Annotated in this window: 20 protein-coding genes; 18 read left to right on the forward strand and 2 right to left on the reverse strand. The window is 71.9% G+C overall.

Features of this window, described 5'->3' with window-relative positions; all coding sequences use genetic code 11:
• The first annotated feature begins 105 nt into the window (after window positions 1–105).
• The 4 genes from ACIGAQ_RS34305 to nusB all read left to right on the forward strand — a co-directional run bounded on the left by ACIGAQ_RS34305 (window position 106) and on the right by nusB (window position 3,322).
• The gene (locus tag ACIGAQ_RS34305; protein WP_399789933.1) at window positions 106–1,008 is read left to right on the forward strand and encodes a Pro-rich N-terminal domain-containing protein; all 903 of its coding nucleotides are present in this window, start codon (window positions 106–108) and stop codon (window positions 1,006–1,008) included.
• A 154-nt stretch (window positions 1,009–1,162) separates the two neighbouring features.
• On the forward strand, window positions 1,163–2,269 hold the full coding sequence (locus ACIGAQ_RS34310) for an aminopeptidase P family protein (RefSeq protein WP_399789936.1): 1,107 nt from the start codon (window positions 1,163–1,165) through the stop codon (window positions 2,267–2,269).
• A gap of 49 nt (window positions 2,270–2,318) precedes the next feature.
• Window positions 2,319–2,885, forward strand: a complete 567-nt coding sequence (gene efp / locus ACIGAQ_RS34315) for an elongation factor P (protein ID WP_031486831.1) — start codon at window positions 2,319–2,321, stop codon at window positions 2,883–2,885.
• A gap of 2 nt (window positions 2,886–2,887) precedes the next feature.
• Window positions 2,888–3,322: a transcription antitermination factor NusB gene (gene nusB, locus ACIGAQ_RS34320; protein WP_311687771.1), complete on the forward strand. Its 435-nt coding sequence runs from the start codon at window positions 2,888–2,890 to the stop codon at window positions 3,320–3,322.
• A 184-nt stretch (window positions 3,323–3,506) separates the two neighbouring features.
• Here nusB and bldD read toward each other — a convergent pair whose 3' ends face one another.
• A complete protein-coding gene (gene bldD, locus ACIGAQ_RS34325) occupies window positions 3,507–4,010 on the reverse strand; it encodes a transcriptional regulator BldD (protein ID WP_030166512.1) in 504 nt (167 codons plus the stop codon).
• 266 nt (window positions 4,011–4,276) lie between these two features.
• Between bldD and pyrR the strand changes: the two genes are divergently transcribed.
• The 14 genes from pyrR (at window position 4,277) to ACIGAQ_RS34395 (ending at window position 20,884) form a co-directional block, all read left to right on the forward strand.
• On the forward strand, window positions 4,277–4,843 hold the full coding sequence (gene pyrR / locus ACIGAQ_RS34330; RefSeq protein ID WP_094056325.1) for a bifunctional pyr operon transcriptional regulator/uracil phosphoribosyltransferase PyrR: 567 nt from the start codon (window positions 4,277–4,279) through the stop codon (window positions 4,841–4,843).
• Between the two features lie 102 nt (window positions 4,844–4,945).
• A complete protein-coding gene (locus tag ACIGAQ_RS34335) occupies window positions 4,946–5,923 on the forward strand; it encodes an aspartate carbamoyltransferase catalytic subunit (RefSeq protein ID WP_311687775.1) in 978 nt (325 codons plus the stop codon).
• A 5-nt stretch (window positions 5,924–5,928) separates the two neighbouring features.
• The gene (locus ACIGAQ_RS34340) at window positions 5,929–7,215 is read left to right on the forward strand and encodes a dihydroorotase (protein ID WP_399789941.1); all 1,287 of its coding nucleotides are present in this window, start codon (window positions 5,929–5,931) and stop codon (window positions 7,213–7,215) included.
• Window positions 7,212–7,781, forward strand: coding sequence for a hypothetical protein (locus ACIGAQ_RS34345; protein WP_399789944.1), 570 nt, complete (start codon window positions 7,212–7,214; stop codon window positions 7,779–7,781). Before ACIGAQ_RS34340 ends, ACIGAQ_RS34345 begins: the two co-directional genes overlap by 4 nt.
• Window positions 7,778–8,920, forward strand: coding sequence for a glutamine-hydrolyzing carbamoyl-phosphate synthase small subunit (gene carA / locus ACIGAQ_RS34350; protein ID WP_311687781.1), 1,143 nt, complete (start codon window positions 7,778–7,780; stop codon window positions 8,918–8,920). The genes ACIGAQ_RS34345 and carA overlap by 4 nt, the downstream gene beginning before the upstream one ends.
• Window positions 8,913–12,221, forward strand: a complete 3,309-nt coding sequence (carB, locus tag ACIGAQ_RS34355; protein WP_362284040.1) for a carbamoyl-phosphate synthase large subunit — start codon at window positions 8,913–8,915, stop codon at window positions 12,219–12,221. Before carA ends, carB begins: the two co-directional genes overlap by 8 nt.
• Window positions 12,222–12,291: 70 nt before the next feature.
• The gene (locus ACIGAQ_RS34360; RefSeq protein ID WP_399789948.1) at window positions 12,292–13,398 is read left to right on the forward strand and encodes a quinone-dependent dihydroorotate dehydrogenase; all 1,107 of its coding nucleotides are present in this window, start codon (window positions 12,292–12,294) and stop codon (window positions 13,396–13,398) included.
• On the forward strand, window positions 13,395–14,240 hold the full coding sequence (pyrF, locus tag ACIGAQ_RS34365) for an orotidine-5'-phosphate decarboxylase (protein ID WP_362284034.1): 846 nt from the start codon (window positions 13,395–13,397) through the stop codon (window positions 14,238–14,240). Before ACIGAQ_RS34360 ends, pyrF begins: the two co-directional genes overlap by 4 nt.
• A 277-nt stretch (window positions 14,241–14,517) precedes the next feature.
• Entirely contained in the window at window positions 14,518–14,841 is a 324-nt protein-coding gene (locus tag ACIGAQ_RS34370) for an integration host factor (RefSeq protein WP_003977346.1), read from the forward strand.
• Window positions 14,842–14,899: 58 nt separating this feature from the next.
• The gene (gene gmk / locus ACIGAQ_RS34375) at window positions 14,900–15,493 is read left to right on the forward strand and encodes a guanylate kinase (protein WP_311687789.1); all 594 of its coding nucleotides are present in this window, start codon (window positions 14,900–14,902) and stop codon (window positions 15,491–15,493) included.
• 70 nt (window positions 15,494–15,563) lie between these two features.
• On the forward strand, window positions 15,564–15,836 hold the full coding sequence (gene rpoZ / locus ACIGAQ_RS34380) for a DNA-directed RNA polymerase subunit omega (RefSeq protein WP_003988945.1): 273 nt from the start codon (window positions 15,564–15,566) through the stop codon (window positions 15,834–15,836).
• Between the two features lie 124 nt (window positions 15,837–15,960).
• On the forward strand, window positions 15,961–17,163 hold the full coding sequence (gene coaBC, locus ACIGAQ_RS34385; protein WP_399790142.1) for a bifunctional phosphopantothenoylcysteine decarboxylase/phosphopantothenate--cysteine ligase CoaBC: 1,203 nt from the start codon (window positions 15,961–15,963) through the stop codon (window positions 17,161–17,163).
• A gap of 237 nt (window positions 17,164–17,400) precedes the next feature.
• Window positions 17,401–18,609 (forward strand): methionine adenosyltransferase, encoded by a 1,209-nt coding sequence (gene metK, locus ACIGAQ_RS34390; protein WP_094056334.1) that lies wholly within the window; start codon window positions 17,401–17,403, stop codon window positions 18,607–18,609.
• Between the two features lie 109 nt (window positions 18,610–18,718).
• Window positions 18,719–20,884: a primosomal protein N' gene (locus tag ACIGAQ_RS34395; RefSeq protein WP_399789953.1), complete on the forward strand. Its 2,166-nt coding sequence runs from the start codon at window positions 18,719–18,721 to the stop codon at window positions 20,882–20,884.
• Window positions 20,885–21,193: 309 nt separating this feature from the next.
• Here ACIGAQ_RS34395 and ACIGAQ_RS34400 read toward each other — a convergent pair whose 3' ends face one another.
• A complete protein-coding gene (locus ACIGAQ_RS34400) occupies window positions 21,194–21,739 on the reverse strand; it encodes a hypothetical protein (RefSeq protein WP_311687793.1) in 546 nt (181 codons plus the stop codon).
• Window positions 21,740–22,040: the final 301 nt, after the last annotated feature.

Here is a 22,040-nt window from a genome sequence, read left to right on the forward strand (position 1 = left end):
CCCGGCCGTTCACACATCGACGACCGGGGGCGGTACCGTTCGGTAGCAGCGGGTTCCGCCCCCGCTGTCAGCGCCCATCGCCTGTACGAGACGGAGTGGCACCGGATGCAGCACGCAGTGGGTTCTCCGCTGCCGCCGCCCCCTCAGCCGGGGCACGGACCGGCCGGCGGCTGGTCACCGGCCGCACACCACCCGGGCCCGCACCCCCCGGGCGCACACCAGGGCTCCGCGCCCGTGCCCCCGCCGCCCCCGGCGCCGGGGTATCCCGTGCCCCCGCCCGGCCCGGTCGCGCACCCGCCCGCCCCGGTCGCGCCGTCGCCGGGCCCCGCCGCGCCGCCGGCGCAGGCCTCCGTCCCGCCGCCGGACACCACCGGCCATGTGCCCCTGCCGCCGGGCGGCCCGGTCGCCATGCCGAGCGTGCCCCCGGCCGCCGCGGCACCCGACCCCTCCGGTACGACGCTCGCCGTGCTGCTCATCGGCCCCGCCGGCGCGGGCAAGACCAGCGTCGCCAAGTACTGGGCGGACCATCGCCGCGTGCCCACGGCGCACATCAGCCTCGACGACGTGCGCGAGTGGGTCCGCTCCGGGTTCGCCGACCCGCAGTCCGGGTGGAACGACAACTCGGAGGCGCAGTACCGCCTGGCCCGCCGCACGTGTGGCTTCGCCGCGCGGAACTTCCTGGCCAACGGCATCTCGTGCATCCTCGACGACGCGGTCTTCCCCGACCGGCCGGTCGTCGGCCTCGGCGGCTGGAAGCGCCACGTGGGGCCCGGCCTGCTGCCGGTCGTGCTCCTGCCCGGGCTGGACATCGTCCTCGAACGCAACGCGGAGCGCTCGGGGAACCGGCGGCTGTCGGACGAGGAGGTCGCCCGCATCCACGGCCGTATGGCCGGCTGGTACGGATCCGGCCTGCCGATCATCGACAACTCCCACATGGACGTCCCCGAGACGGCGCGCATCCTGGACGACGTCCTGGCCCGCTCCATCGCCAGCCCACCCCAGTGGTGAGCGCCCCGTAGGGCCGCGGGGAACTGACGCGACAAACCCCCGTGCAGGCGCGGACGGCACGCAACCCGGAACGACACCCCCCGGACATCTGGGGCACCGCCCACTCAGACGCCCTCGACCGGCGCCGAACCGGCGGAGCTCATAGGCTCGGGTCATGTCAGAGGTGTACGCGGCCCGCCGGACGCGTCTGAAGGAATACTGCAACGCGGGCGGCAGCGCGGCGGCGCTGGTCTCCCGCCCCGCCAACGTGCGCTATCTCGCGGGCGCCGCCCCGCCCGGCGCCGTCCTGCTGCTCGGCAGGACCGAGGATCTCCTGGTGTGCGGCCCGTCCGCGGACCGCCCGCCGCAGGAGCGCCCGGACGAGGCCCTGCGCGTCCAGACCCTGCCCGGAGCCGCCGGCGGCGACCCGGCCGTCGCGGCAGCCGACCTCGCCCAGGGCCAGGGCGCCGATTCCCTCGCCATCGAGGAGCACCACCTCACCGTGGCCCGGCACAGAGCCCTCGGCTCCGTCGCCCCCCGGCTCCGCCTCGCCAACCTCGGCGGCGCGGTCGAGCAGCTCAGGGTCGTCAAGGACGAGGAGGAGATCTCCTGCATGCGCATCGGCGCGGAGATCACCGACCAGGCCCTCGGCGAGCTGCTGGAATCCATCCTCGTCGGCCGCACCGAGCGCCACCTCGCCCTGGAGCTGGAGAGACGCCTGGTCGACCACGGAGCCGACGGACCGGCCTTCCCGACCTCCGTCGCCACCGGGCCGAACGCCGGGCGCCCCGGCCACCGCCCCACCGACCGCCGCGTCGAGGAGGGCGACTTCCTCTCCGTCTGCCTCGGCGCGACCTACCGCGGCTACCGCTGCGAGATCGGCCGCACGTTCGTCATCGGCACCGCTCCGGCGGACTGGCAGATCGAGCTGTACGACCTGGTCTTCGCCGCCCAGCGGGCCGGGCGTGAGAGCCTGGTGCCCGGCGCCGCCTGCCGGGACGTCGACCGTGCCGCCCGCCAGGTCCTGGACTCCGCGGGGTACACGGAGGGCCTCACGGCCCTGACCGGACACGGGGTCGGGCTCGAAATCGACGAGGACCCTCAGTTGAGTCCCGCGGCCATGGGTAAACTGGACGCTTGCGTGCCGGTCACCGTCGAACCGGGGGTCCACCTCCCGGGCCGGGGCGGTGTCCGGATCGATGACACGCTCGTCGTCCGCCCCGAGGCGGACGGCGGACCCGAGCTACTCACCATCACGACCAAGGAGCTGCTCGCCCTCTAGGAAGGTGCGTGCACCGGGGTCGTACGTCAGTCCAGGAGATTCCGCAACCGTGGCTTCCACGAACGACCTCAAGAACGGCATGGTGCTCAAGCTCGAAGGCGGCCAGCTCTGGTCCGTCGTCGAGTTCCAGCACGTCAAGCCCGGCAAGGGCCCGGCCTTCGTGCGCACCAAGCTCAAGAACGTGCTCTCCGGCAAGGTCGTCGACAAGACCTTCAACGCCGGCGTCAAGGTCGAAACGGCCACCGTCGACAAGCGCGACATGCAGTTCTCCTACATGGACGGCGAGTACTTCGTCTTCATGGACATGGAGACCTACGACCAGCTCATGGTCGACCGCAAGGCCGTCGGCGACGCCGCCAACTTCCTGATCGAGGGCTTCACCGCCACCGTCGCCCAGCACGAGGGCGAGGTGCTCTTCGTCGAGCTGCCCGCCGCCGTCGAGCTCGTCGTCCAGGAGACCGAGCCGGGCGTCCAGGGCGACCGCTCCACCGGTGGCACCAAGCCCGCCACGCTGGAGACCGGCCACCAGATCCAGGTCCCGCTCTTCATCACCACCGGTGAGAAGATCAAGGTCGACACGCGCACCAGCGACTACCTCGGCCGGGTGAACAGCTAACCGTGGCTGCCCGCAACACGGCCCGCAAGCGCGCCTTCCAGATCCTCTTCGAGGGGGACCAGCGCGGCGCCGAGGTCCTGACGGTCCTCGCGGACTGGGTCCGGCTCTCCCGGACGGACACCCGGCAGCCGCCGGTCAGCGAGTACACGATGGAGCTGGTCGAGGGCTACGCGAAGCACGCGAAGCGCATCGACGAGCTGATCGCCCAGTACTCGGTCGGCTGGACGCTGGACCGGATGCCGGTGGTCGACCGCAACATCCTGCGGCTCGGCGCGTACGAGCTGATCTGGGTCGACGGCACCCCGGACGCGGTCGTCCTGGACGAGATGGTGCAGCTGGCCAAGGAGTTCTCCACGGACGAGTCGCCCGCCTTCGTGAACGGCCTGCTCGGCCGGCTGAAGGAGCTCAAGCCCTCGCTGCGCCGCGACGAGGCCTGAGAGACCGAACAGACGGAACGCCGGAGGGCCCGCAGCGGGAGCGCTGCGGGCCCTCCGGCGTTCAGGTGCACCGGCGAGGGCCGCCCGCCTCCCGGAACGCCGCCGGGGGTGGCTGGAACCGTCTGGTTCCAGCCACCCCCGGCGGCACGTTTCTGCTGGCTCCGCGGGCGGTCCCGCGGAGCGGTCAGCCCTCCTCGTGGGAGGCCACCGCGCGGCGCGCGTCCGCGTCCAGGACACCCCAGCTGATCAGCTGCTCGGTGAGCACCGAGGGCGACTGGTCGTAGATGACGGCCAGTGTGCGCAGGTCGTCCTGGCGGATCGAGAGCACCTTGCCGTTGTAGTCACCGCGCTGCGACTGGATCGTGGCCGCGTAGCGCTGCAGGGGGCCCGCCTTCTCGGCCGGCACCGTGGCCAGGCGCTCCAGGTCCAGGACCAGCTTCGGCGGCGGCTCGGCGGCGCCGCCCGGGGTCGTGCCCGGGAGCAGCTCCTGCACCGGAACGCCGTAGAAATCCGCCAGCTCGGCAAGGCGCTGCACGGTCACGGCACGGTCGCCGCGCTCGTACGAACCGACCACGACCGCCTTCCAGCGTCCCTGGGACTTCTCCTCGACACCGTGGAGGGAAAGGCCCTGCTGGGTGCGGATCGCCCGGAGCTTGGCCCCGAGCTGTTTGGCGTATTCGCTGGACATATAGCTCCCCGGCACTGTGTCGACGCGTCTGGCGTGGGTGCCAGCCCGCGCGGCTGGTAACTCACTGTGAGGTTACGCAGCGTTACTCTGCCGCGTCAAGCCGAATGGTCCGCACCGACTCTTCCGTGGTATCGGCACCCCGTTGGGCCGAATAGGTGATCCGAGGGGGCCGTCCGGGCGATCCCGAGGGCCTGCTACCGTGGATGGCGCAATCCCGACGTCCTTTAAGGTCCGTCCCGTGAGGCGGAGAAGGAGGTCCGTTTCGTATGGACACGCACGACGCACCGTCCGATGCCCGGCCCGTTCTCGAAGGGCCCGACATCGCGCGGGTACTGACCCGCATCGCCCACGAGATCGTCGAACGCGCCAAGGGCGCCGACGACGTGGTGCTCCTCGGCATCCCGACCCGGGGCGTCTTCCTCGCCCGGCGGATCGCCGACAAGCTGGAGCAGATCACCGAGCGCAAGGTCCCCTGCGGCTCGCTCGACATCACCATGTACCGCGACGACCTGCGCATGCACCCGCCGCGTGCGCTGGCCCGCACCGAGATCCCCGGTGACGGCATCGACGGCAAGCTGGTCGTCCTCGTCGACGACGTGCTCTTCTCCGGCCGCACCATCCGCGCCGCCCTCGACGCCCTGAACGACATCGGGCGCCCCCGCGCGGTGCAGCTCGCCGTGCTCGTCGACCGCGGCCACCGCGAACTGCCCATTCGCGCCGACTACGTCGGCAAGAACCTCCCCACGTCGTTGCGGGAGACGGTCAAGGTCCAGCTCGCCGAGGAGGACGGTCGCGACACCGTGCTGCTCGGCGCCAAGCCGGACGCCCAGTAGCGCCTCGGGCGTACGCCGCTGTCGTACGCCGGCTCAGTGCGCGCGCCTGCGCGCCCGTCTGCCCCGAATCTCCCGTTTGAACTGCCTTACGGAGCCTGACAGATGCAGCGTCATCTCATCTCGGCCGCCGACCTCACCCGCGACGACGCCGTCCTGATCCTCGACACCGCCGAGGAGATGGCCCGGGTCGCCGACCGGCCGATCAAGAAGCTGCCGACCCTGCGCGGCCGCACGATCGTCAACCTCTTCTTCGAGGACTCCACCCGCACCCGGATCTCCTTCGAGGCCGCCGAGAAGCGGCTCTCCGCGGACGTCATCAACTTCTCCGCCAAGGGCTCCAGCGTCTCCAAGGGCGAATCCCTGAAGGACACCGCCCAGACCCTGGAGGCCATGGGCGTCGACGCCGTGGTCATCCGGCACGGTGCCTCGGGCGCCCCGTACCGGCTGGCGAACTCCGGCTGGATCGACGCGGTCGTGGTCAACGCCGGTGACGGCACCCACCAGCACCCCACCCAGGCCCTGCTGGACGCCTTCACCATGCGCCGCCGTCTGATCGGCCCGGACGCCGGACTCGGCCAGGACCTCGAAGGCCGGCGCATCACGATCGTCGGCGACGTGCTGCACAGCAGGGTCGCCCGCTCCAACGTGGACCTGCTGCACACCCTGGGGGCCGAGGTCACCCTCGTCGCCCCGCCGACCCTGCTGCCCGTCGGCATCGAGACCTGGCCCTGCGAGGTCTCCTACGACCTCGACAGCACCCTGACCAAGTCGGACGCGGTGATGATGCTGCGCGTGCAGCGCGAGCGGATGAACGCCGCGTTCTTCCCGACCGAGCGCGAGTACTCCCGCCGCTACGGCCTCGACGGCGACCGCATGGCGCGGATGCCCGAGCACGCCGTCGTGATGCACCCCGGCCCGATGGTCCGCGGCATGGAGATCACCGCCGAGGTCGCCGACTCCGACCGCTGCACCGTCGTCGAGCAGGTCGCCAACGGCGTGTCCATCCGGATGGCCGTGCTGTACCTGCTGCTCGGTGGAAACGAGCCCGCCGTCACCCACCCCCGTACCGAGGAGAAGTAAGACAGATGAGCAAGACCCTGATCCGTGGTGCGAAGGTGCTCGGCGGCGAGCCGCAGGACGTGCTGATCGACGGCGGGACCATCGCCGAGGTGGGTGGCGGGCTCTCCGCCGAGGGCGCGGAGGTCGTCGAGGCCGAGGGCAAGGTGCTGCTGCCGGGCCTGGTCGACCTGCACACCCATCTGCGCGAGCCCGGCCGGGAGGACTCCGAGACCGTCCTCACCGGCACCCGGGCCGCGGCCTCCGGCGGCTACACCACCGTCTTCGCCATGGCCAACACCTTCCCGGTGGCCGACACGGCCGGCGTCGTCGAGCAGGTCTGGCGGCTCGGCAAGGAGCACGGCTACTGCGACGTCCAGCCGATCGGCGCCGTCACCGTCGGCCTCGACGGCAGGAAGCTCGCCGAGCTGGGCGCCATGCACGAGTCGGCCGCCGGCGTCACCGTCTTCTCCGACGACGGCAAGTGCGTCCACGACGCCGTGATCATGCGCCGGGCCCTGGAGTACGTGAAGGCCTTCGGCGGTGTCGTCGCGCAGCACGCGCAGGAGCCGCGGCTCACCGAGGGCGCCCAGATGAACGAGGGCGTCGTCTCCGCCGAGCTGGGACTCGGCGGCTGGCCCGCGGTGGCCGAAGAATCGATCATCGCCCGGGATGTCCTGCTCGCCGAGCACGTCGGCTCCCGCGTCCACATCTGCCACCTGTCGACCGCCGGCTCCGTCGAGATCGTCCGCTGGGCCAAGTCCCGCGGCATCGCCGTGACCGCCGAGGTCACCCCGCACCACCTGCTCCTCACCGACGAGCTGGTCCGCACGTACAACCCGGTCTTCAAGGTCAACCCGCCGCTGCGCACCGAGCGGGACGTGATGGCCCTGCGCGAGGCGCTCGCCGACGGCACGATCGACATCGTCGCCACCGACCACGCCCCGCACCCGCACGAGGACAAGGACTGCGAGTGGGCCGCGGCCGCCATGGGCATGGTCGGCCTGGAGACCGCGCTGTCGGTGGTGCAGGAGACCATGGTCGACACGGGCCTGCTGGACTGGGCCGGCGTCGCCGACCGGATGTCCGTCAAGCCCGCGCAGATCGGACAGGCCACGGGCCACGGCCGTCCCGTCTCGGCAGGTGAGCCCGCCAACCTCACCCTGGTCGACACGGCATACCGTGGGCTGGTGGAACCCGCGGGCTTCGCCTCGCGCAGCCGCAACACCCCCTACGAGGGCCGCGAGCTGCCGGGCCGTGTGACGCACACGTGGCTGCGGGGCAAGGCCACGCTCGTCGACGGGAAGCTCACGTGACACCTGTACTCCTGCTGGCCGCCGAGAAGGAATCGGCGGAAGTGACCGACTGGGCCGCCCGCATCGGCTGGGTCGTCGGCCTCGCCCTGTTCGTCGCGCTCGTCTACTGGCTGATGCGCGAGGGCTGGAAGTGGCGCGGCACCCTCCAGGGCGACCTGCCCGAGCTGCCCGTCACCCCGGACGACCCGGGCCCGGCGCGCCTGAGCATGAGCGGCCGGTACCACGGCTCCACCACCGCCGGGCAGTGGCTCGACCGCATCGTCGCCCACGGCCTGGGCACCCGCAGCCGCGCCGAGCTCACGCTGACCGACGCCGGCCTGGACGTCGTACGCCCAGGGGCGAGCGACTTCTTCGTGCCGGTGGCGCAGCTGCGTGAGGCCCGGCTCGACAAGGGCATCGCCGGCAAGGTGCTCACCGAGGGCGGCCTGCTGGTCGTCACGTGGGCGCACGGCGAGCGGCTGATCGACTCCGGCTTCCGCTCGGACCACGCGGCCGAGCACACCGAGTGGGTCGACACCATCAATTCCATGATCGAGAAGAACACCAGGGAAGGCGCCGAACGATGACCACCTCCACCAGGGGAGCCGCCAAAACTCCCGCCGTACTCGTCCTGGAGGACGGCCGGGTCTTCCGCGGCCGCGCCTACGGGGCCGTGGGGGAGACCTTCGGCGAAGCGGTGTTCTCCACCGGCATGACCGGCTACCAGGAGACCCTCACCGACCCCTCGTACCACCGCCAGGTCGTGGTGATGACGGCCCCGCACGTCGGCAACACCGGCGTCAACGACGAGGACATGGAGTCCAAGCGCATCTGGGTCTCCGGCTACGTCGTGCGCGACCCCGCGCGCGTGCCCTCCAGCTGGCGCTCCCGGCGCACGCTGGACGAGGAGCTGGCCGCGCAGGGCGTCGTCGGGATCTCCGGCATCGACACCCGCGCCCTCACCCGCCATCTGCGCGAGCGCGGCGCCATGCGCGTCGGCATCTTCAGCGGCGACGCCGTCCAGGACGACGCCGCTCTCCTGGCGCGCGTGCAGGAAGCGCCGCAGATGAAGGGCGCGAACCTCTCCGCCGAGGTCGCCACCACAGAGCCGTACGTCGTGCCCGCGATCGGCGAGAAGAAGTTCACCGTCGCCGCCGTCGACCTCGGCATCAAGGGCATGACCCCGCACCGCATGGCCGAGCGCGGCATCGAGGTGCACGTGCTCCCGGCCACCGCCACCGTCGAGGACGTCTACGCGGTGAACCCGGACGGCGTGTTCTTCTCCAACGGACCGGGCGACCCGGCCACCGCCGACCACGCCGTCTCCGTCATGCAGGGCGTCCTGGAGCGGAGCACGCCGCTGTTCGGCATCTGCTTCGGCAACCAGATCCTCGGCCGCGCCCTCGGCTTCGGCACCTACAAGCTGAAGTACGGCCACCGCGGCATCAACCAGCCGGTGCAGGACCGCACGACCGGCAAGGTCGAGGTCACCGCGCACAACCACGGCTTCGCCGTCGACGCCCCGCTCGACGAGGTCTCCGACACCCCGTTCGGCCGCGCCGAGGTGTCGCACGTCTGCCTGAACGACAACGTGGTGGAGGGGCTCCAGCTCCTCGACCGCCCCGCCTTCAGCGTCCAGTACCACCCCGAAGCGGCAGCGGGCCCGCACGACGCCGCCTACCTGTTCGACCGCTTCGTTTCCCTGATGGAGGGCCAGCGTGCCTAAGCGCACCGATATCCAGTCCGTCCTGGTCATCGGCTCCGGCCCGATCGTCATCGGCCAGGCCGCCGAGTTCGACTACTCCGGCACCCAGGCGTGCCGCGTGCTGAAGTCCGAGGGCCTCAGGGTCGTCCTCGTGAACTCCAACCCGGCGACGATCATGACCGACCCGGAGATCGCCGACGCCACCTACGTCGAGCCGATCACCCCCGAGTTCGTCGAGAAGATCATCGCCAAGGAGCGCCCCGACGCGCTGCTGCCCACCCTGGGCGGCCAGACGGCCCTGAACACCGCCATCTCGCTGCACGAGAACGGCGTCCTCGACAAGTACGGCGTCGAGCTGATCGGCGCCAACGTGGAGGCGATCCACAAGGGCGAGGACCGCGACCTGTTCAAGGAGGTCGTGGAGGAGGTCCGCAAGAAGATCGGGCACGGCGAGTCCGCCCGGTCCTACATCTGCCACTCCATGGACGACGTCCTCAAGGGCGTCGAGGAGCTCGGCGGCTACCCGGTCGTGGTCCGCCCGTCCTTCACCATGGGCGGCGCCGGCTCCGGCTTCGCCCACGACGAGGAGGAGCTGCGCCGCATCGCCGGCCAGGGCCTCACCCTCTCGCCGACCACCGAGGTGCTCCTGGAGGAGTCCATCCTCGGCTGGAAGGAGTACGAGCTGGAGCTGATGCGCGACAAGCACGACAACGTCGTGGTCGTCTGCTCCATCGAGAACTTCGACCCCATGGGCGTGCACACCGGCGACTCGATCACCGTGGCGCCCGCGATGACGCTGACCGACCGCGAGTACCAGGTGCTGCGCGACGTCGGCATCGCGATCATCCGCGAGGTCGGCGTCGACACCGGCGGCTGCAACATCCAGTTCGCGGTGAACCCCGAGGACGGCCGGGTCATCGTCATCGAGATGAACCCGCGCGTCTCCCGCTCCTCGGCCCTGGCCTCCAAGGCGACCGGCTTCCCGATCGCCAAGATCGCCGCCAAGCTGGCCGTCGGCTACACGCTGGACGAGATCCCGAACGACATCACCCAGGAGACCCCGGCCTCCTTCGAGCCGACGCTCGACTACGTGGTCGTGAAGGCCCCGCGTTTCGCCTTCGAGAAGTTCCCGAGCGCCGACTCCACCCTCACCACCACCATGAAGTCGGTCGGCGAGGCCATGGCCATCGGCCGGAACTTCACCGAGGCCTTCCAGAAGGCGCTGCGCTCGCTGGAGAAGAAGGGCAGCCAGTTCACCTTCGTCGGCGAGCCGGGCGACAAGACGCAGCTGCTGGAGCAGGCCGTCCGCCCCACCGACGGCCGCATCAACACCGTCATGCAGGCCATCCGCGCCGGCGCCACGCCCCAGGAGGTCTTCGACTACACGAAGATCGACCCCTGGTTCGTCGACCAGCTCTTCCTGATCAAGGAGATCGCCGACGAACTGGCCGAGGCACCCGAGCTGACGACCGACCTGCTCGCCGAGGCCAAGCGGCACGGCTTCTCCGACCAGCAGATCGGCGAGATCCGCGGCCTGCGCGAGGACGTCGTCCGCGAGGTCCGGCACGCCCTCGGCATCCGCCCCGTCTACAAGACGGTCGACACCTGCGCCGCCGAGTTCGCCGCCAAGACGCCGTACTTCTACTCCTCATACGACGAGGAGACCGAGGTCGCGCCCCGGACCAAGCCGGCCGTCATCATCCTGGGCTCCGGCCCGAACCGCATCGGCCAGGGCATCGAGTTCGACTACTCCTGCGTCCACGCCTCCTTCGCGCTGAGCGACGCGGGCTACGAGACGGTGATGGTCAACTGCAACCCGGAGACCGTCTCCACGGACTACGACACCTCCGACCGCCTCTACTTCGAGCCGCTGACGCTGGAGGACGTGCTGGAGATCGTGCACGCCGAGCAGCAGGCGGGACCGGTCGCGGGCGTCGTCGTGCAGCTCGGCGGGCAGACCCCGCTGGGCCTGTCGCAGGCGCTGAAGGACAACGGCGTGCCGATCGTCGGCACCTCCCCGGAGGCCATCCACGCCGCCGAGGACCGCGGCGCCTTCGGTCAGGTCCTCAAGGAGGCCGGCCTGCCGGCCCCCAAGCACGGCACCGCCACCACCTTCGCCGAGGCCAAGGCCATCGCCGACGAGATCGGCTACCCGGTCCTGGTGCGCCCCTCCTACGTCCTCGGCGGACGCGGCATGGAGATCGTCTACGACGAGACCCGGCTGGAGTCCTACATCGCCGAGTCCACCGAGATCAGCCCCTCCCGGCCGGTCCTGGTCGACCGCTTCCTCGACGACGCCATCGAGATCGACGTCGACGCCCTCTACGACGGCGAGGAGCTGTACCTCGGCGGCGTCATGGAGCACATCGAGGAGGCCGGCATCCACTCCGGCGACTCGGCGTGCGCCCTGCCCCCGATCACCCTCGGCGGCTTCGACATCAAGCGGCTGCGCGCCTCCACGGAGGGCATCGCCAAGGGCGTCGGCGTGCGCGGCCTGATCAACATCCAGTTCGCGCTCGCGGGCGACATCCTCTACGTCCTGGAGGCCAACCCGCGCGCCTCCCGGACCGTCCCCTTCACCTCGAAGGCGACGGCGGTGCCGCTGGCCAAGGCCGCCGCCCGGATCTCGCTGGGCGCGACCATCGCCGAACTGCGCGAGGAGGGCCTGCTGCCGAGGAACGGCGACGGCGGCGAGCTCCCGCTCGACGCGCCGATCTCCGTCAAGGAGGCCGTCATGCCGTGGTCGCGCTTCCGCGACATCCACGGCCGCGGCGTCGACACGGTTCTCGGCCCGGAGATGCGCTCCACGGGCGAGGTCATGGGCATCGACTCCGTCTTCGGCACGGCGTACGCCAAGTCGCAGGCGGGCGCCTACGGGCCGCTGCCCACCAAGGGCCGCGCGTTCATCTCGGTCGCCAACCGCGACAAGCGCTCGATGATCTTCCCGGCCCGTGAGCTGGTCGCGCACGGCTTCGAGCTGCTGGCCACCTCCGGCACGGCCGAGGTCCTCAAGCGCAACGGCATCAACGCCACGGTCGTGCGCAAGCAGTCCGAGGGCGTGGGCCCGAACGGCGAGAAGACCATCGTCCAGCTCATCCACGACGGCGAGGTCGACCTCATCGTCAACACCCCGTACGGCACCGGCGGCCGCCTCGACGGCTACGACATCCGGACGGCGGCCGTGGCGCGCTCCGTGCCCTGCCTGACGACGGTCCAGGCGCTCGCCGCCGCGGTCCAGGGCATCGACGCCCTCAACCGCGGCGACGTGAGCGTCCGCTCGCTCCAGGAACACGCGGAACACCTGACCGCGGCCCGCGACTAGCAGCCCCGAGGGGGACACCGGAAACGGTGTCCCCCTCTTCGTGAGGACACCACGTCCTCGTGAGGACACCATGTACAAGATCTTCTTCCGTCTCGTCTTCAAACGGCTGGACCCCGAGCAGGCCCACCACCTGGCCTTCCGCTGGATCCGCCTGGCCGCCCGGGTGCCCGTGCTGCGCACCTTCCTCGCCGCCGCCCTCGCGCCCCGCCACAAGGAGCTGCGCACCGAGGCCCTCGGCCTGCGCATGCACGGCCCCTTCGGACTCGCGGCCGGCTTCGACAAGAACGCCGTCGGCATCGACGGCATGGCCATGCTCGGCTTCGACCACGTCGAGATCGGCACGGTCACCGGCGAACCGCAGCCCGGCAACCCCAAGCAGCGGCTGTTCCGCCTGGTCCAGGACCGGGCACTGATCAACCGCATGGGCTTCAACAACGACGGCTCCCTGCGCGTCGCCGCCCGCCTGGCCTCCCGTACGCCGGTCTTCAAGACGGTCGTCGGCGTCAACATCGGCAAGACCAAGGTCGTACCCGAGGAGGAGGCCGTCGCCGACTACGTGAAGTCCGCCGAGCGCCTCGCGCCGTACGCCGACTACCTGGTCGTCAACGTCTCCTCCCCGAACACGCCCGGCCTGCGCAACCTCCAGGCCGCCGAGGCGCTGCGCCCGCTGCTGAGCGCGGTCCGCGAGGCCGCCGACCGCACGGTGTCCGCGCGACGCGTGCCGCTCCTGGTCAAGATCGCGCCGGACCTCGCCGACGAGGACGTCGACGCCGTCGCCGACCTCGCCGTGGAGCTCGGTCTGGACGGGATCATCGCCACGAACACCACCATCGCGCGCGAGGGACTCGGCCTGAGGTCCGACCCGGCGCTGGTCAAGGAGACCGGCGGTCTGTCCGGCGCACCTCTGAAGGACCGCTCCCTGGAGGTCCTGCGCCGCCTCTACGCGCGCGTGGGCGACCGGATCACCCTGGTGGGCGTCGGCGGCGTCGAGAACGCCGAGGACGCCTGGCAGCGCATCCTGGCCGGCGCCACCTTGGTCCAGGGCTACAGCGCCTTCGTCTACGAAGGACCCTTCTACGCCCGCGCGATCCACAAGGGGCTCGCCGCGCGCCTGCGCACCAGCCCGTACGCCACGCTCGCCGACGCGGTGGGCGCCGACGTGAGGAAGACGGCATGAGTGGACTCGAACCCTTCGGCGCGCGCCTGCGCCGGGCCATGGACGAGCGCGGCCCGCTGTGCGTCGGCATCGACCCGCACGCCTCCCTGCTCGCCGAGTGGGGCCTCAACGACGACGTGGCGGGTCTGGAGCGGTTCAGCCGCACGGTCGTCGAGGCGGTCGCCGAGCGGGTCGCCGTGCTCAAGCCGCAGAGCGCGTTCTTCGAGCGCTTCGGCTCGCGCGGCGTCGCGGTGCTGGAGAAGTCCGTCGCCGAGGCCCGGGCGGCGGGCGCGCTGGTCGTGATGGACGCCAAGCGGGGCGACATCGGCTCCACCATGGCCGCCTACGCGGAGTCCTTCCTGCACAAGGACGCGCCGCTGTTCTCCGACGCGCTGACCGTCTCGCCCTACCTCGGCTACGGCTCGCTCGCCCCGGCGGTCGCGCTGGCCCGGGAGAACGGCGCCGGCCTGTTCGTGCTGGCGCTGACGTCCAACCCGGAGGGCGGCGAGGTGCAGCACGCGGTGCGCCCCGACGGGCGGAACGTCGGAGCGACGATGCTGGCGCACCTGGCCGCCGAGAACGCGGGGGAGGGGCCCCTGGGCTCCTTCGGAGCGGTCGTCGGCGCCACCCTCGGTGACCTCTCGACGTACGACCTCGCCATCGACGGCCCGCTCCTCGCGCCCGGCATCGGCGCTCAGGGGGCGACGCCGGCGGATCTTCCGCGGGTCTTCGGGCCGGTCGTGGGCAACGTCGTGCCCAACGTCAGCCGGGGCGTGCTGCGGCACGGTCCCGACACGGTCGCTCTGCGTGACGCCGCGGCACGCTTCGCGGACGACATCCGGCAGGCCGTGACGTCCTCCTGAGGCGGTCCAGACCATACCGCGAGACCTCGGCTGCGTGGTCCGGGGGGCCTCTGAGTCTGAATACATCCTCAAATCCGGGGCAGTATGTCCTAAATGTCCGTTCAGGTGAAGGCTGACCAGGACTTTTCCGCTGTTCTCGCTGACTCTGGCGCACTTGCCCGCTAGTCTCCGACGAGAGAGCGGGCAAGCGTGTGTTGCTCGTGGCTCCCCAGGTGTGGGGCGACTAGGTTCCTCACCGGTCCGTATCCGACAGTTCGACATCCGAGGTGACGTAGGCGTGGCTCTTCCGCCCCTTACCCCTGAACAGCGCGCAGCCGCGCTCGAAAAGGCCGCCGCGGCTCGCCGGGAGCGGGCCGAGGTCAAGAATCGACTCAAGCACTCCGGCGCCTCCCTCCACGAGGTCATCAAGCAGGGCCAGGAGAACGACGTCATCGGCAAGATGAAGGTCTCCGCCCTGCTGGAGTCCCTGCCGGGCGTGGGCAAGGTCCGCGCCAAGCAGATCATGGAGCGACTGGGCATCTCCGAGAGCCGCCGCGTGCGGGGTCTCGGGTCCAACCAGATCGCCTCCCTGGAGCGTGAGTTCGGCAGCACCGGTTCCTGAACCGGTCACTCCGGGGAAGCGAGTAACGGGCACTCCGGGATTGCTGGATAATCGCTGCATGGCTGCAACACCCCGGGGGACGACCCCCGTGCCCCCGGACGTACGTCCGCGGCTGACCGTGCTCTCCGGCCCCTCCGGGGTCGGCAAGAGCACGGTCGTCGCTCATATGCGCAAGGAACACCCCGAGGTCTGGCTCTCGGTGTCGGCGACGACCCGCAAGCCGCGCCCCGGCGAGCAGCACGGCGTCCACTACTTCTTCGTCACGGACGACGAGATGGACAAGCTGATCGCCAACGGCGAGCTGCTGGAGTGGGCCGAGTTCGCCGGCAACCGCTACGGCACGCCGCGTGCGGCCGTGGCGGAGCGCCTGGAGAAGGGCGAGGCCGTCCTGCTGGAGATCGACCTGCAGGGCGCCCGACTGGTCCGCGAGTCGATGCCCGAGGCCCAGCTGGTGTTCCTGGCCCCTCCCTCCTGGGAGGAGCTCGTGCGCAGGCTCACCGGGCGGGGCACCGAACCGCCCGAGGTGATCGAGCGCAGGCTGGACGCCGCCAAGATCGAGCTGGCCGCCGAACCGGAGTTCGACACGACGCTGGTCAACACCTCCGTCGAGGACGTGGCGCGCGAGCTGCTAGCCTTGATGAACGTCGTGTGACCATCGCTGGCCGTTCCGGTCCTCGCTGATCAACCCGACAGAATCTTTCCCATCCATCGGAAGGTAGAGCGTGTCCTCTTCCATCTCCGCGCCCGAGGGCATCATCAACCCGCCGATCGACGAGCTCCTCGAGGCCACCGACTCGAAGTACAGCCTCGTGATCTACGCGGCCAAGCGGGCCCGCCAGATCAACGCGTACTACTCGCAGCTCGGCGAGGGTCTCCTCGAGTACGTCGGTCCTCTCGTCGACACCCACGTCCACGAGAAGCCGCTCTCGATCGCCCTTCGCGAGATCAACGCGGGGCTGCTCACGTCCGAGGCCGTCGAAGGCCCGGCGCAGTAAGTAGTATTTGCAGCTTGACGCTGACTTTTCCACAGGCCCGGCAGGCCGACTGCCGGGCCTGTGGTGTGTCATGGAGTCGTACGGTGAGCCGGTCGCCGAGGTCCGGGGAGAGACGGGGAGAGACGTGGACAAGCCGAAGGTCGTTCTGGGGGTCAGTGGCGGCATCGCCGCGTACAAGGCCTGTGAGCTGCTGCGGCGGCTGACGGAGTCGGGCCATGACGTGCGCGTGGTGCCCACCGCGTCCGCGCTGCACTTCGTCGGCGCCGCGACCTGGTCCGCGCTCTCCGGCAAGCCGGTCTCCACCGAGGTCTGGGACGACGTCCACGAGGTGCCGCACGTGCGCATCGGGCAGCACGCCGACCTGGTCGTCGTCGCCCCGGCCACCACGGACCTGCTCGCCAAGGCGGCCCACGGCCTCGCCGACGACCTCCTCACCAACACCCTGCTCACCGCCCGCTGCCCGGTCGTCTTCGCCCCCGCCATGCACACCGAGATGTGGGAGCACCCGGCCACCCAGGAGAACGTGGCGACGCTGCGCCGCCGCGGCGCCGTCGTCATCGAGCCCGCCGTCGGCCGCCTCACCGGCGTGGACACCGGCAAGGGCCGGCTGCCCGACCCGGCCGAGATCTTCGAGGTGTGCCGTCGCATGCTCGCCCGGGGCGTCCGCGAGCCGGACCTCACCGGCCGGCACGTCGTCGTCAGCGCCGGCGGCACCCGTGAGCCCCTGGACCCCGTCCGCTTCCTCGGCAACCGCTCCTCCGGCAAGCAGGGCTACGCCCTCGCCCGCACCGCCGCCGCCCGGGGTGCCCGCGTCACGCTGGTCGCGGCCAACAGCGCCCTGCCGGACCCGGCCGGGGTGGACGTCGTCTCCGTCGGCACGGCCGTCCAGCTGCGTGAAGCGGTGCTGAAGGCCGCCGCCGACGCCGACGCCGTGGTCATGGCGGCGGCGGTCGCCGACTTCCGCCCGGCGGCCTACGCGGCCGGGAAGATCAAGAAGAAGGACGACCGGGAGCCGGAGCCGATCGTCCTCGTGCGAAATCCGGACATCCTCGCCGAGATCTCCGCGGAGCGGGCCCGCGCCGGGCAGGTCGTCGTCGGCTTCGCCGCGGAGACCGACGACGTCCTCGCCAACGGCCGGGCCAAGCTGAAGCGCAAGGGCTGCGATCTGCTCGTGGTGAACGAGGTGGGGGAGCGCAAGACGTTCGGCTCCGAGGAGAACGAGGCCGTCGTGCTCGGTGCCGACGGCAGCGAGACACCCGTGGCGCACGGACCGAAGGAAGCCCTGGCCGACACGGTGTGGGACCTGGTCGCCGAGCGCCTGCGCTGATGTTTCCGGAGCTTCGCGGCCCTGTGAAACCCGGCCAGTCGGGGCGTGGCGCCTCTGGTCAACGTCGCTCGGCATTGGGCAGAATGCCCGTGCCGCAGGTCACAGCACTCCCGAGTGGCGAGACGGGGGGACCGTGTCCGAAGCGTGACCGATAAACTGTTCCACGGACGGCGCCGGGTGCAGCCCCCGCCGTCCGCCAATGATCAGCCAGCAGCCGCTGCAACCCCAGGGAGCGTTGTGTCCCGTCGTCTGTTCACCTCGGAGTCCGTGACCGAGGGTCACCCCGACAAGATCGCTGACCAGATCAGCGACACCATTCTCGACGCGCTCCTGCGTGAGGACCCGACCTCCCGGGTCGCCGTCGAGACTCTGATCACGACCGGCCTGGTGCACGTGGCCGGCGAGGTCACCACCAAGACGTACGCGGACATCGCGACGCTGGTCCGGAGCAAGATCCTCGAAATCGGCTACGACTCCTCGAAGAAGGGCTTCGACGGCGCCTCCTGCGGCGTCTCGGTGTCCATCGGCGCCCAGTCGCCGGACATCGCCCAGGGCGTGGACACGGCGTACGAGTCCCGCGTCGAGGGCGACGAGGACGAACTCGACAAGCAGGGCGCGGGCGACCAGGGCCTGATGTTCGGCTACGCGACGGACGAGACGCCGACGCTCATGCCGCTGCCGATCTTCCTGGCGCACCGCCTGTCCAAGCGCCTGTCCGACGTGCGCAAGAACGGCACCATCCCCTACCTGCGCCCGGACGGCAAGACGCAGGTCACCATCGAGTACGACGGCGACAAGGCGGTCCGCCTGGACACCGTCGTCGTCTCCTCGCAGCACGCCTCCGACATCGACCTGGACTCGCTGCTGGCTCCCGACATCAAGGAGTTCGTCGTCGAGCCGGAGCTGAAGGCGCTCCTGGACGAGGGCATCAAGCTCGACACGGAGAACTACCGGCTGCTGGTCAACCCCACCGGCCGCTTCGAGATCGGCGGCCCCATGGGTGACGCCGGGCTCACCGGCCGCAAGATCATCATCGACACCTACGGCGGCATGGCCCGCCACGGCGGCGGCGCCTTCTCCGGCAAGGACCCCTCCAAGGTCGACCGCTCCGCCGCGTACGCGATGCGCTGGGTCGCGAAGAACGTGGTCGCCGCGGGCCTCGCCACCCGCTGCGAGGTCCAGGTCGCGTACGCGATCGGCAAGGCCGAGCCGGTCGGTCTGTTCGTCGAGACCTTCGGTACCGCCAAGGTCGACACGGACCGGATCGAGAAGGCGATCGACGAGGTCTTCGACCTCCGTCCGGCCGCCATCATCCGCGACCTCGACCTGCTCCGGCCGATCTACTCCCAGACGGCGGCGTACGGCCACTTCGGCCGTGAGCTGCCCGACTTCACCTGGGAGCGCACGGACCGCGTGGACGCGCTGCGCAAGGCGGCCGGGCTGTAACGAGCCCCGAGGCCTGAGGCCCGGTTCCCCTCGGGGGGCCGGGCCTTCGCCGTTCCCGGGTCCTCCCGGGCGCCGCCGGATGTCAGTGGTCTTTGGTAAGAATGCAAGCGTGAGCAGCGAGAACGGACAGGCGGACGGCGGTGCGGAGGGCGCGCCGCCCGAGCAGCTCGCGCTCATCCGGGACAGCGTGCGCAAGGCGCGGACGCCGCGGGCCAAGCCGCGGACATGGCGGGGCGCCGCGCTCGCCAAGGACCTCCCCGTCGCCCGGGTGCTCGTCGACAAGGGCGTGCTCCACCTCGACCGGTACTTCGACTACGCGGTCCCCGAGGAGCTGGACGAACAGGCCCAGCCGGGCGTCCGCGTGCGGGTGCGGTTCGGAGCCGGGCGGCACCGGGTGCGGGAGGGACGCCGTGAGGGCGGCGGGCTGATCGACGGGTTCCTCGTCGAGCGGCTGCCCGAGTCCGACTACTCCGGGCCGCTGGCCGCCCTCGCCCAGGTCGTGTCGCCCGAGCCGGTGCTGAGCGAGGAGCTGCTCGGGCTGGCCCGGGCGGTCGCCGACCGGTACGCGGGCAGCCTCGCCGACGTCCTGCAGCTCGCCGTGCCCCCGCGCAACGCACGGGCCGAGCAGCGCGCCTCCCCCGAGCCGCTGCCACCGCCCCCGGCGCCCGACGCCGGATCCTGGCAGCGCTACGAGCGAGGAGCGGCCTTCCTGGAGTCGCTGGCCTCCGGCGGTGCCCCCCGGGCCGTGTGGAACGCGCTGCCGGGCCCGGAGTGGAGCGAGGAGCTGGCACGGGCCGTGGCGGCGACGCTGGCCTCCGGCCGCGGGGCGCTCGTCGTCCTGCCCGACGGGCGGGCCGTCGCCCGGGTCGACGCCGCGCTGACGGCCCTGCTGGGGGAGGGGCGGCACGCGGTGCTCACGGCCGACGCCGGCCCCGAGAAACGGTACGCGCAGTGGCTGGCGGTGCGGCGAGGCTCCGTACGGGCCGTGATCGGCACCCGCGCCGCGATGTTCGCCCCCGTCCGGGACCTCGGGCTGGTCGCCCTGTGGGACGACGGAGACGACAGCCACAGCGAGCAGCACGCCCCGCAACCGCACGCCCGCGAGGTGCTCCTGCTGCGGGCCGCCCAGGACAAGTGCGGTTTCCTGCTGGGCAGCTGGGCCTGCACGGTGGAGGCGGCGCAGCTCGTCGAGAGCGGCTGGGCGCGGCCGCTCGTCGCCGGGCGGGACCAGGTGCGCGCAGCCGCCCCCCTCGTACGGACCGTCGGGGACGGCGACCTCGCGCGGGACGAGGCCGCGCGGGCCGCTCGGCTGCCCACCCTGGCCTGGCAGGCCGTCCGGGAGGGCCTGCGGCAGGGGCCGGTGCTGGTCCAGGTGCCCCGGCGGGGCTATGTGCCGCGCATGGCCTGCGCCGGCTGCCGGGCCCCAGCGCGGTGCCGGCACTGCTCGGGGCCGTTGGAGGCGCGGGACGGCGGTGCCCTGTGCTGTGCCTGGTGCGGCCGCGCGGAGGAGAGCTGGCACTGTCCGGAGTGCGGGGCCTTCCGGCTGCGCGCCTCGGTGGTGGGGGCCCGGCGGACCGCCGAGGAGCTCGGCCGGGCCTTCCCCGCGGTGCCGGTGCGCACCTCGGGGCGCGAGCACGTGCTGGACACGGTGCCCGGGGCGCCCGCGCTGGTGGTGAGCACGCCGGGCGCCGAACCCGTCGCCGAGGGCGGCTACGCGGCGGCGCTGCTGCTCGACGGGTGGGCCATGCTCGGACGGCCCGATCTGCGGGCCGGCGAGGACGCCCTGCGGCGGTGGATCGCTGCGGCCTCGCTGGTCCGGCCGCAGTCCGCGGGCGGCACGGTGGTGGTCGTGGCCGAGCCGACCCTGCGGCCGGTGCAGGCGCTGGTGCGGTGGGACCCGGTCGGGCACGCGGTGCGCGAACTGGCCGAGCGGGCCGAACTGGGCTTCCCCCCGGTGTCCCGGATGGCGGCGGTGTCGGGTCCGGCTCAGGCCGTCGCCGACTTCCTCCGCACGGCCGACCTGCCCTCGGAGGCCGAGGTGCTGGGGCCGGTGCCGCTGCCCGTCACGGCGGCCGGGCGTCCCCGCCGGACCGGGGCCCCACCGCCGGGGGAGCAGTGGGAGCGGGCCCTGGTGCGGGTGCCGCCGGGGCGAGGAGCGGCACTGGCCGCCTCGCTGAAGGCCGCGCAGGCCGCGCGGATGGCCCGGGGGAGTGCGGGCGGCAGCGGTGCGGGAGCCGGCGTCTGGGTGCGGATCGATCCGGCCGACATCGGCTGACCGGGCTGTCCGGGAGCGGGGTTCTGGGCGGTATCGGTTGAGCGGATCGTCCGGGGGCCGGGCTCCGGGGGCATCGGCTGACCAGCATCGGCCGACGGACGTCGGGGGCATCGGCTGGGGGAGCGCCGGGGGTCGGGTTGCGCTCGGCATCGGCCGGCGGTGCGCCGGGAACCAGGGTTCCGGTCGGCTCCGCCGGCTCGCCGGCGGAGCGTCGGGAGCCGGGTTGCGTCGGGCCGGACACGCGGCTGCCCTCCCGGGTGCGGTCCGGGAGGGCAGGGCAGTGGGGCGGTCAGCTGTCGCGTGGGGGTGTCAGCCGTTGCGCGGGCCCGGGAAGGCCGTCGGCCTCGCCTCGTCACGCAGGGCCGGGCTGCCCGCGGTGGGCTGCGTCGGCATGGAGCGGGCCGCGGGGACCGTCGGGACGGTGGGCAGGCCGGTGGTCACGTTGACCGTGCGGCTGCCGGACGGCTCCGGCGTGCGCTCCGGCTCCGCCGTCGCGGTCTGCGCCGTGGCCCGGCGTGCGCCGTAACGGCGGTGGACCGCCTGCTTGGTGACTCCGAGCGCGGAGCCCACCGCGTCCCACGAGAAGCCGAGTGAGCGGTCGAAGTCCACGGCCGCCGTGACCAGCGTCTCGACACTGTCCCGCAGCTCCTGGGCGAGACGTACGGTCGGGGCGGGGGCGCGTCCGTAGACGACGAAGCCCGTGGAGGGGCCGGAGCGGCGCGGGCGGTAGACGTTGCCCAGCTGGGCGGTGAGGGTGCGCAGTGCGTCCACCTGCCGGCGGACCCGCTCGATGTCCCGCACCAGCAAGTGCAGGCTGGCCCGAGCCTGGGCGTCGTGGGTTGCGTGGTCGGCCATGAACAAGCCTCTCGAACCGGCGTTGAAAGGAATGGGCCGCGATCGCGGCCCGTTGTGGTCAACTCTGTCTTGACCAACGCGGATTCGCTCCGCTGGTCACGGTGTGGGGGCGTGGGGGCATATGCGTGCGCCCGTTTGCGCGGGGCGTGCGCCTCGGCTTCGGCCGTGAGCGGGCGTCTCCCGGCCGCGCACCGCCCGTGGCTGTCCGTGCGCCGACGCGGCTCCCTGTGGGGGTGGGCCGCCGTCGGCGGCGATCCGTTCCCGCCTCATAGACTTGGGCGTTGCCGATGATCGCCCCCAC

Source organism: Streptomyces sp. NPDC085932, from assembly GCF_044540525.1.
In the GTDB taxonomy this organism is placed as follows: Bacteria; Actinomycetota; Actinomycetes; order Streptomycetales; family Streptomycetaceae; genus Streptomyces; species Streptomyces levis.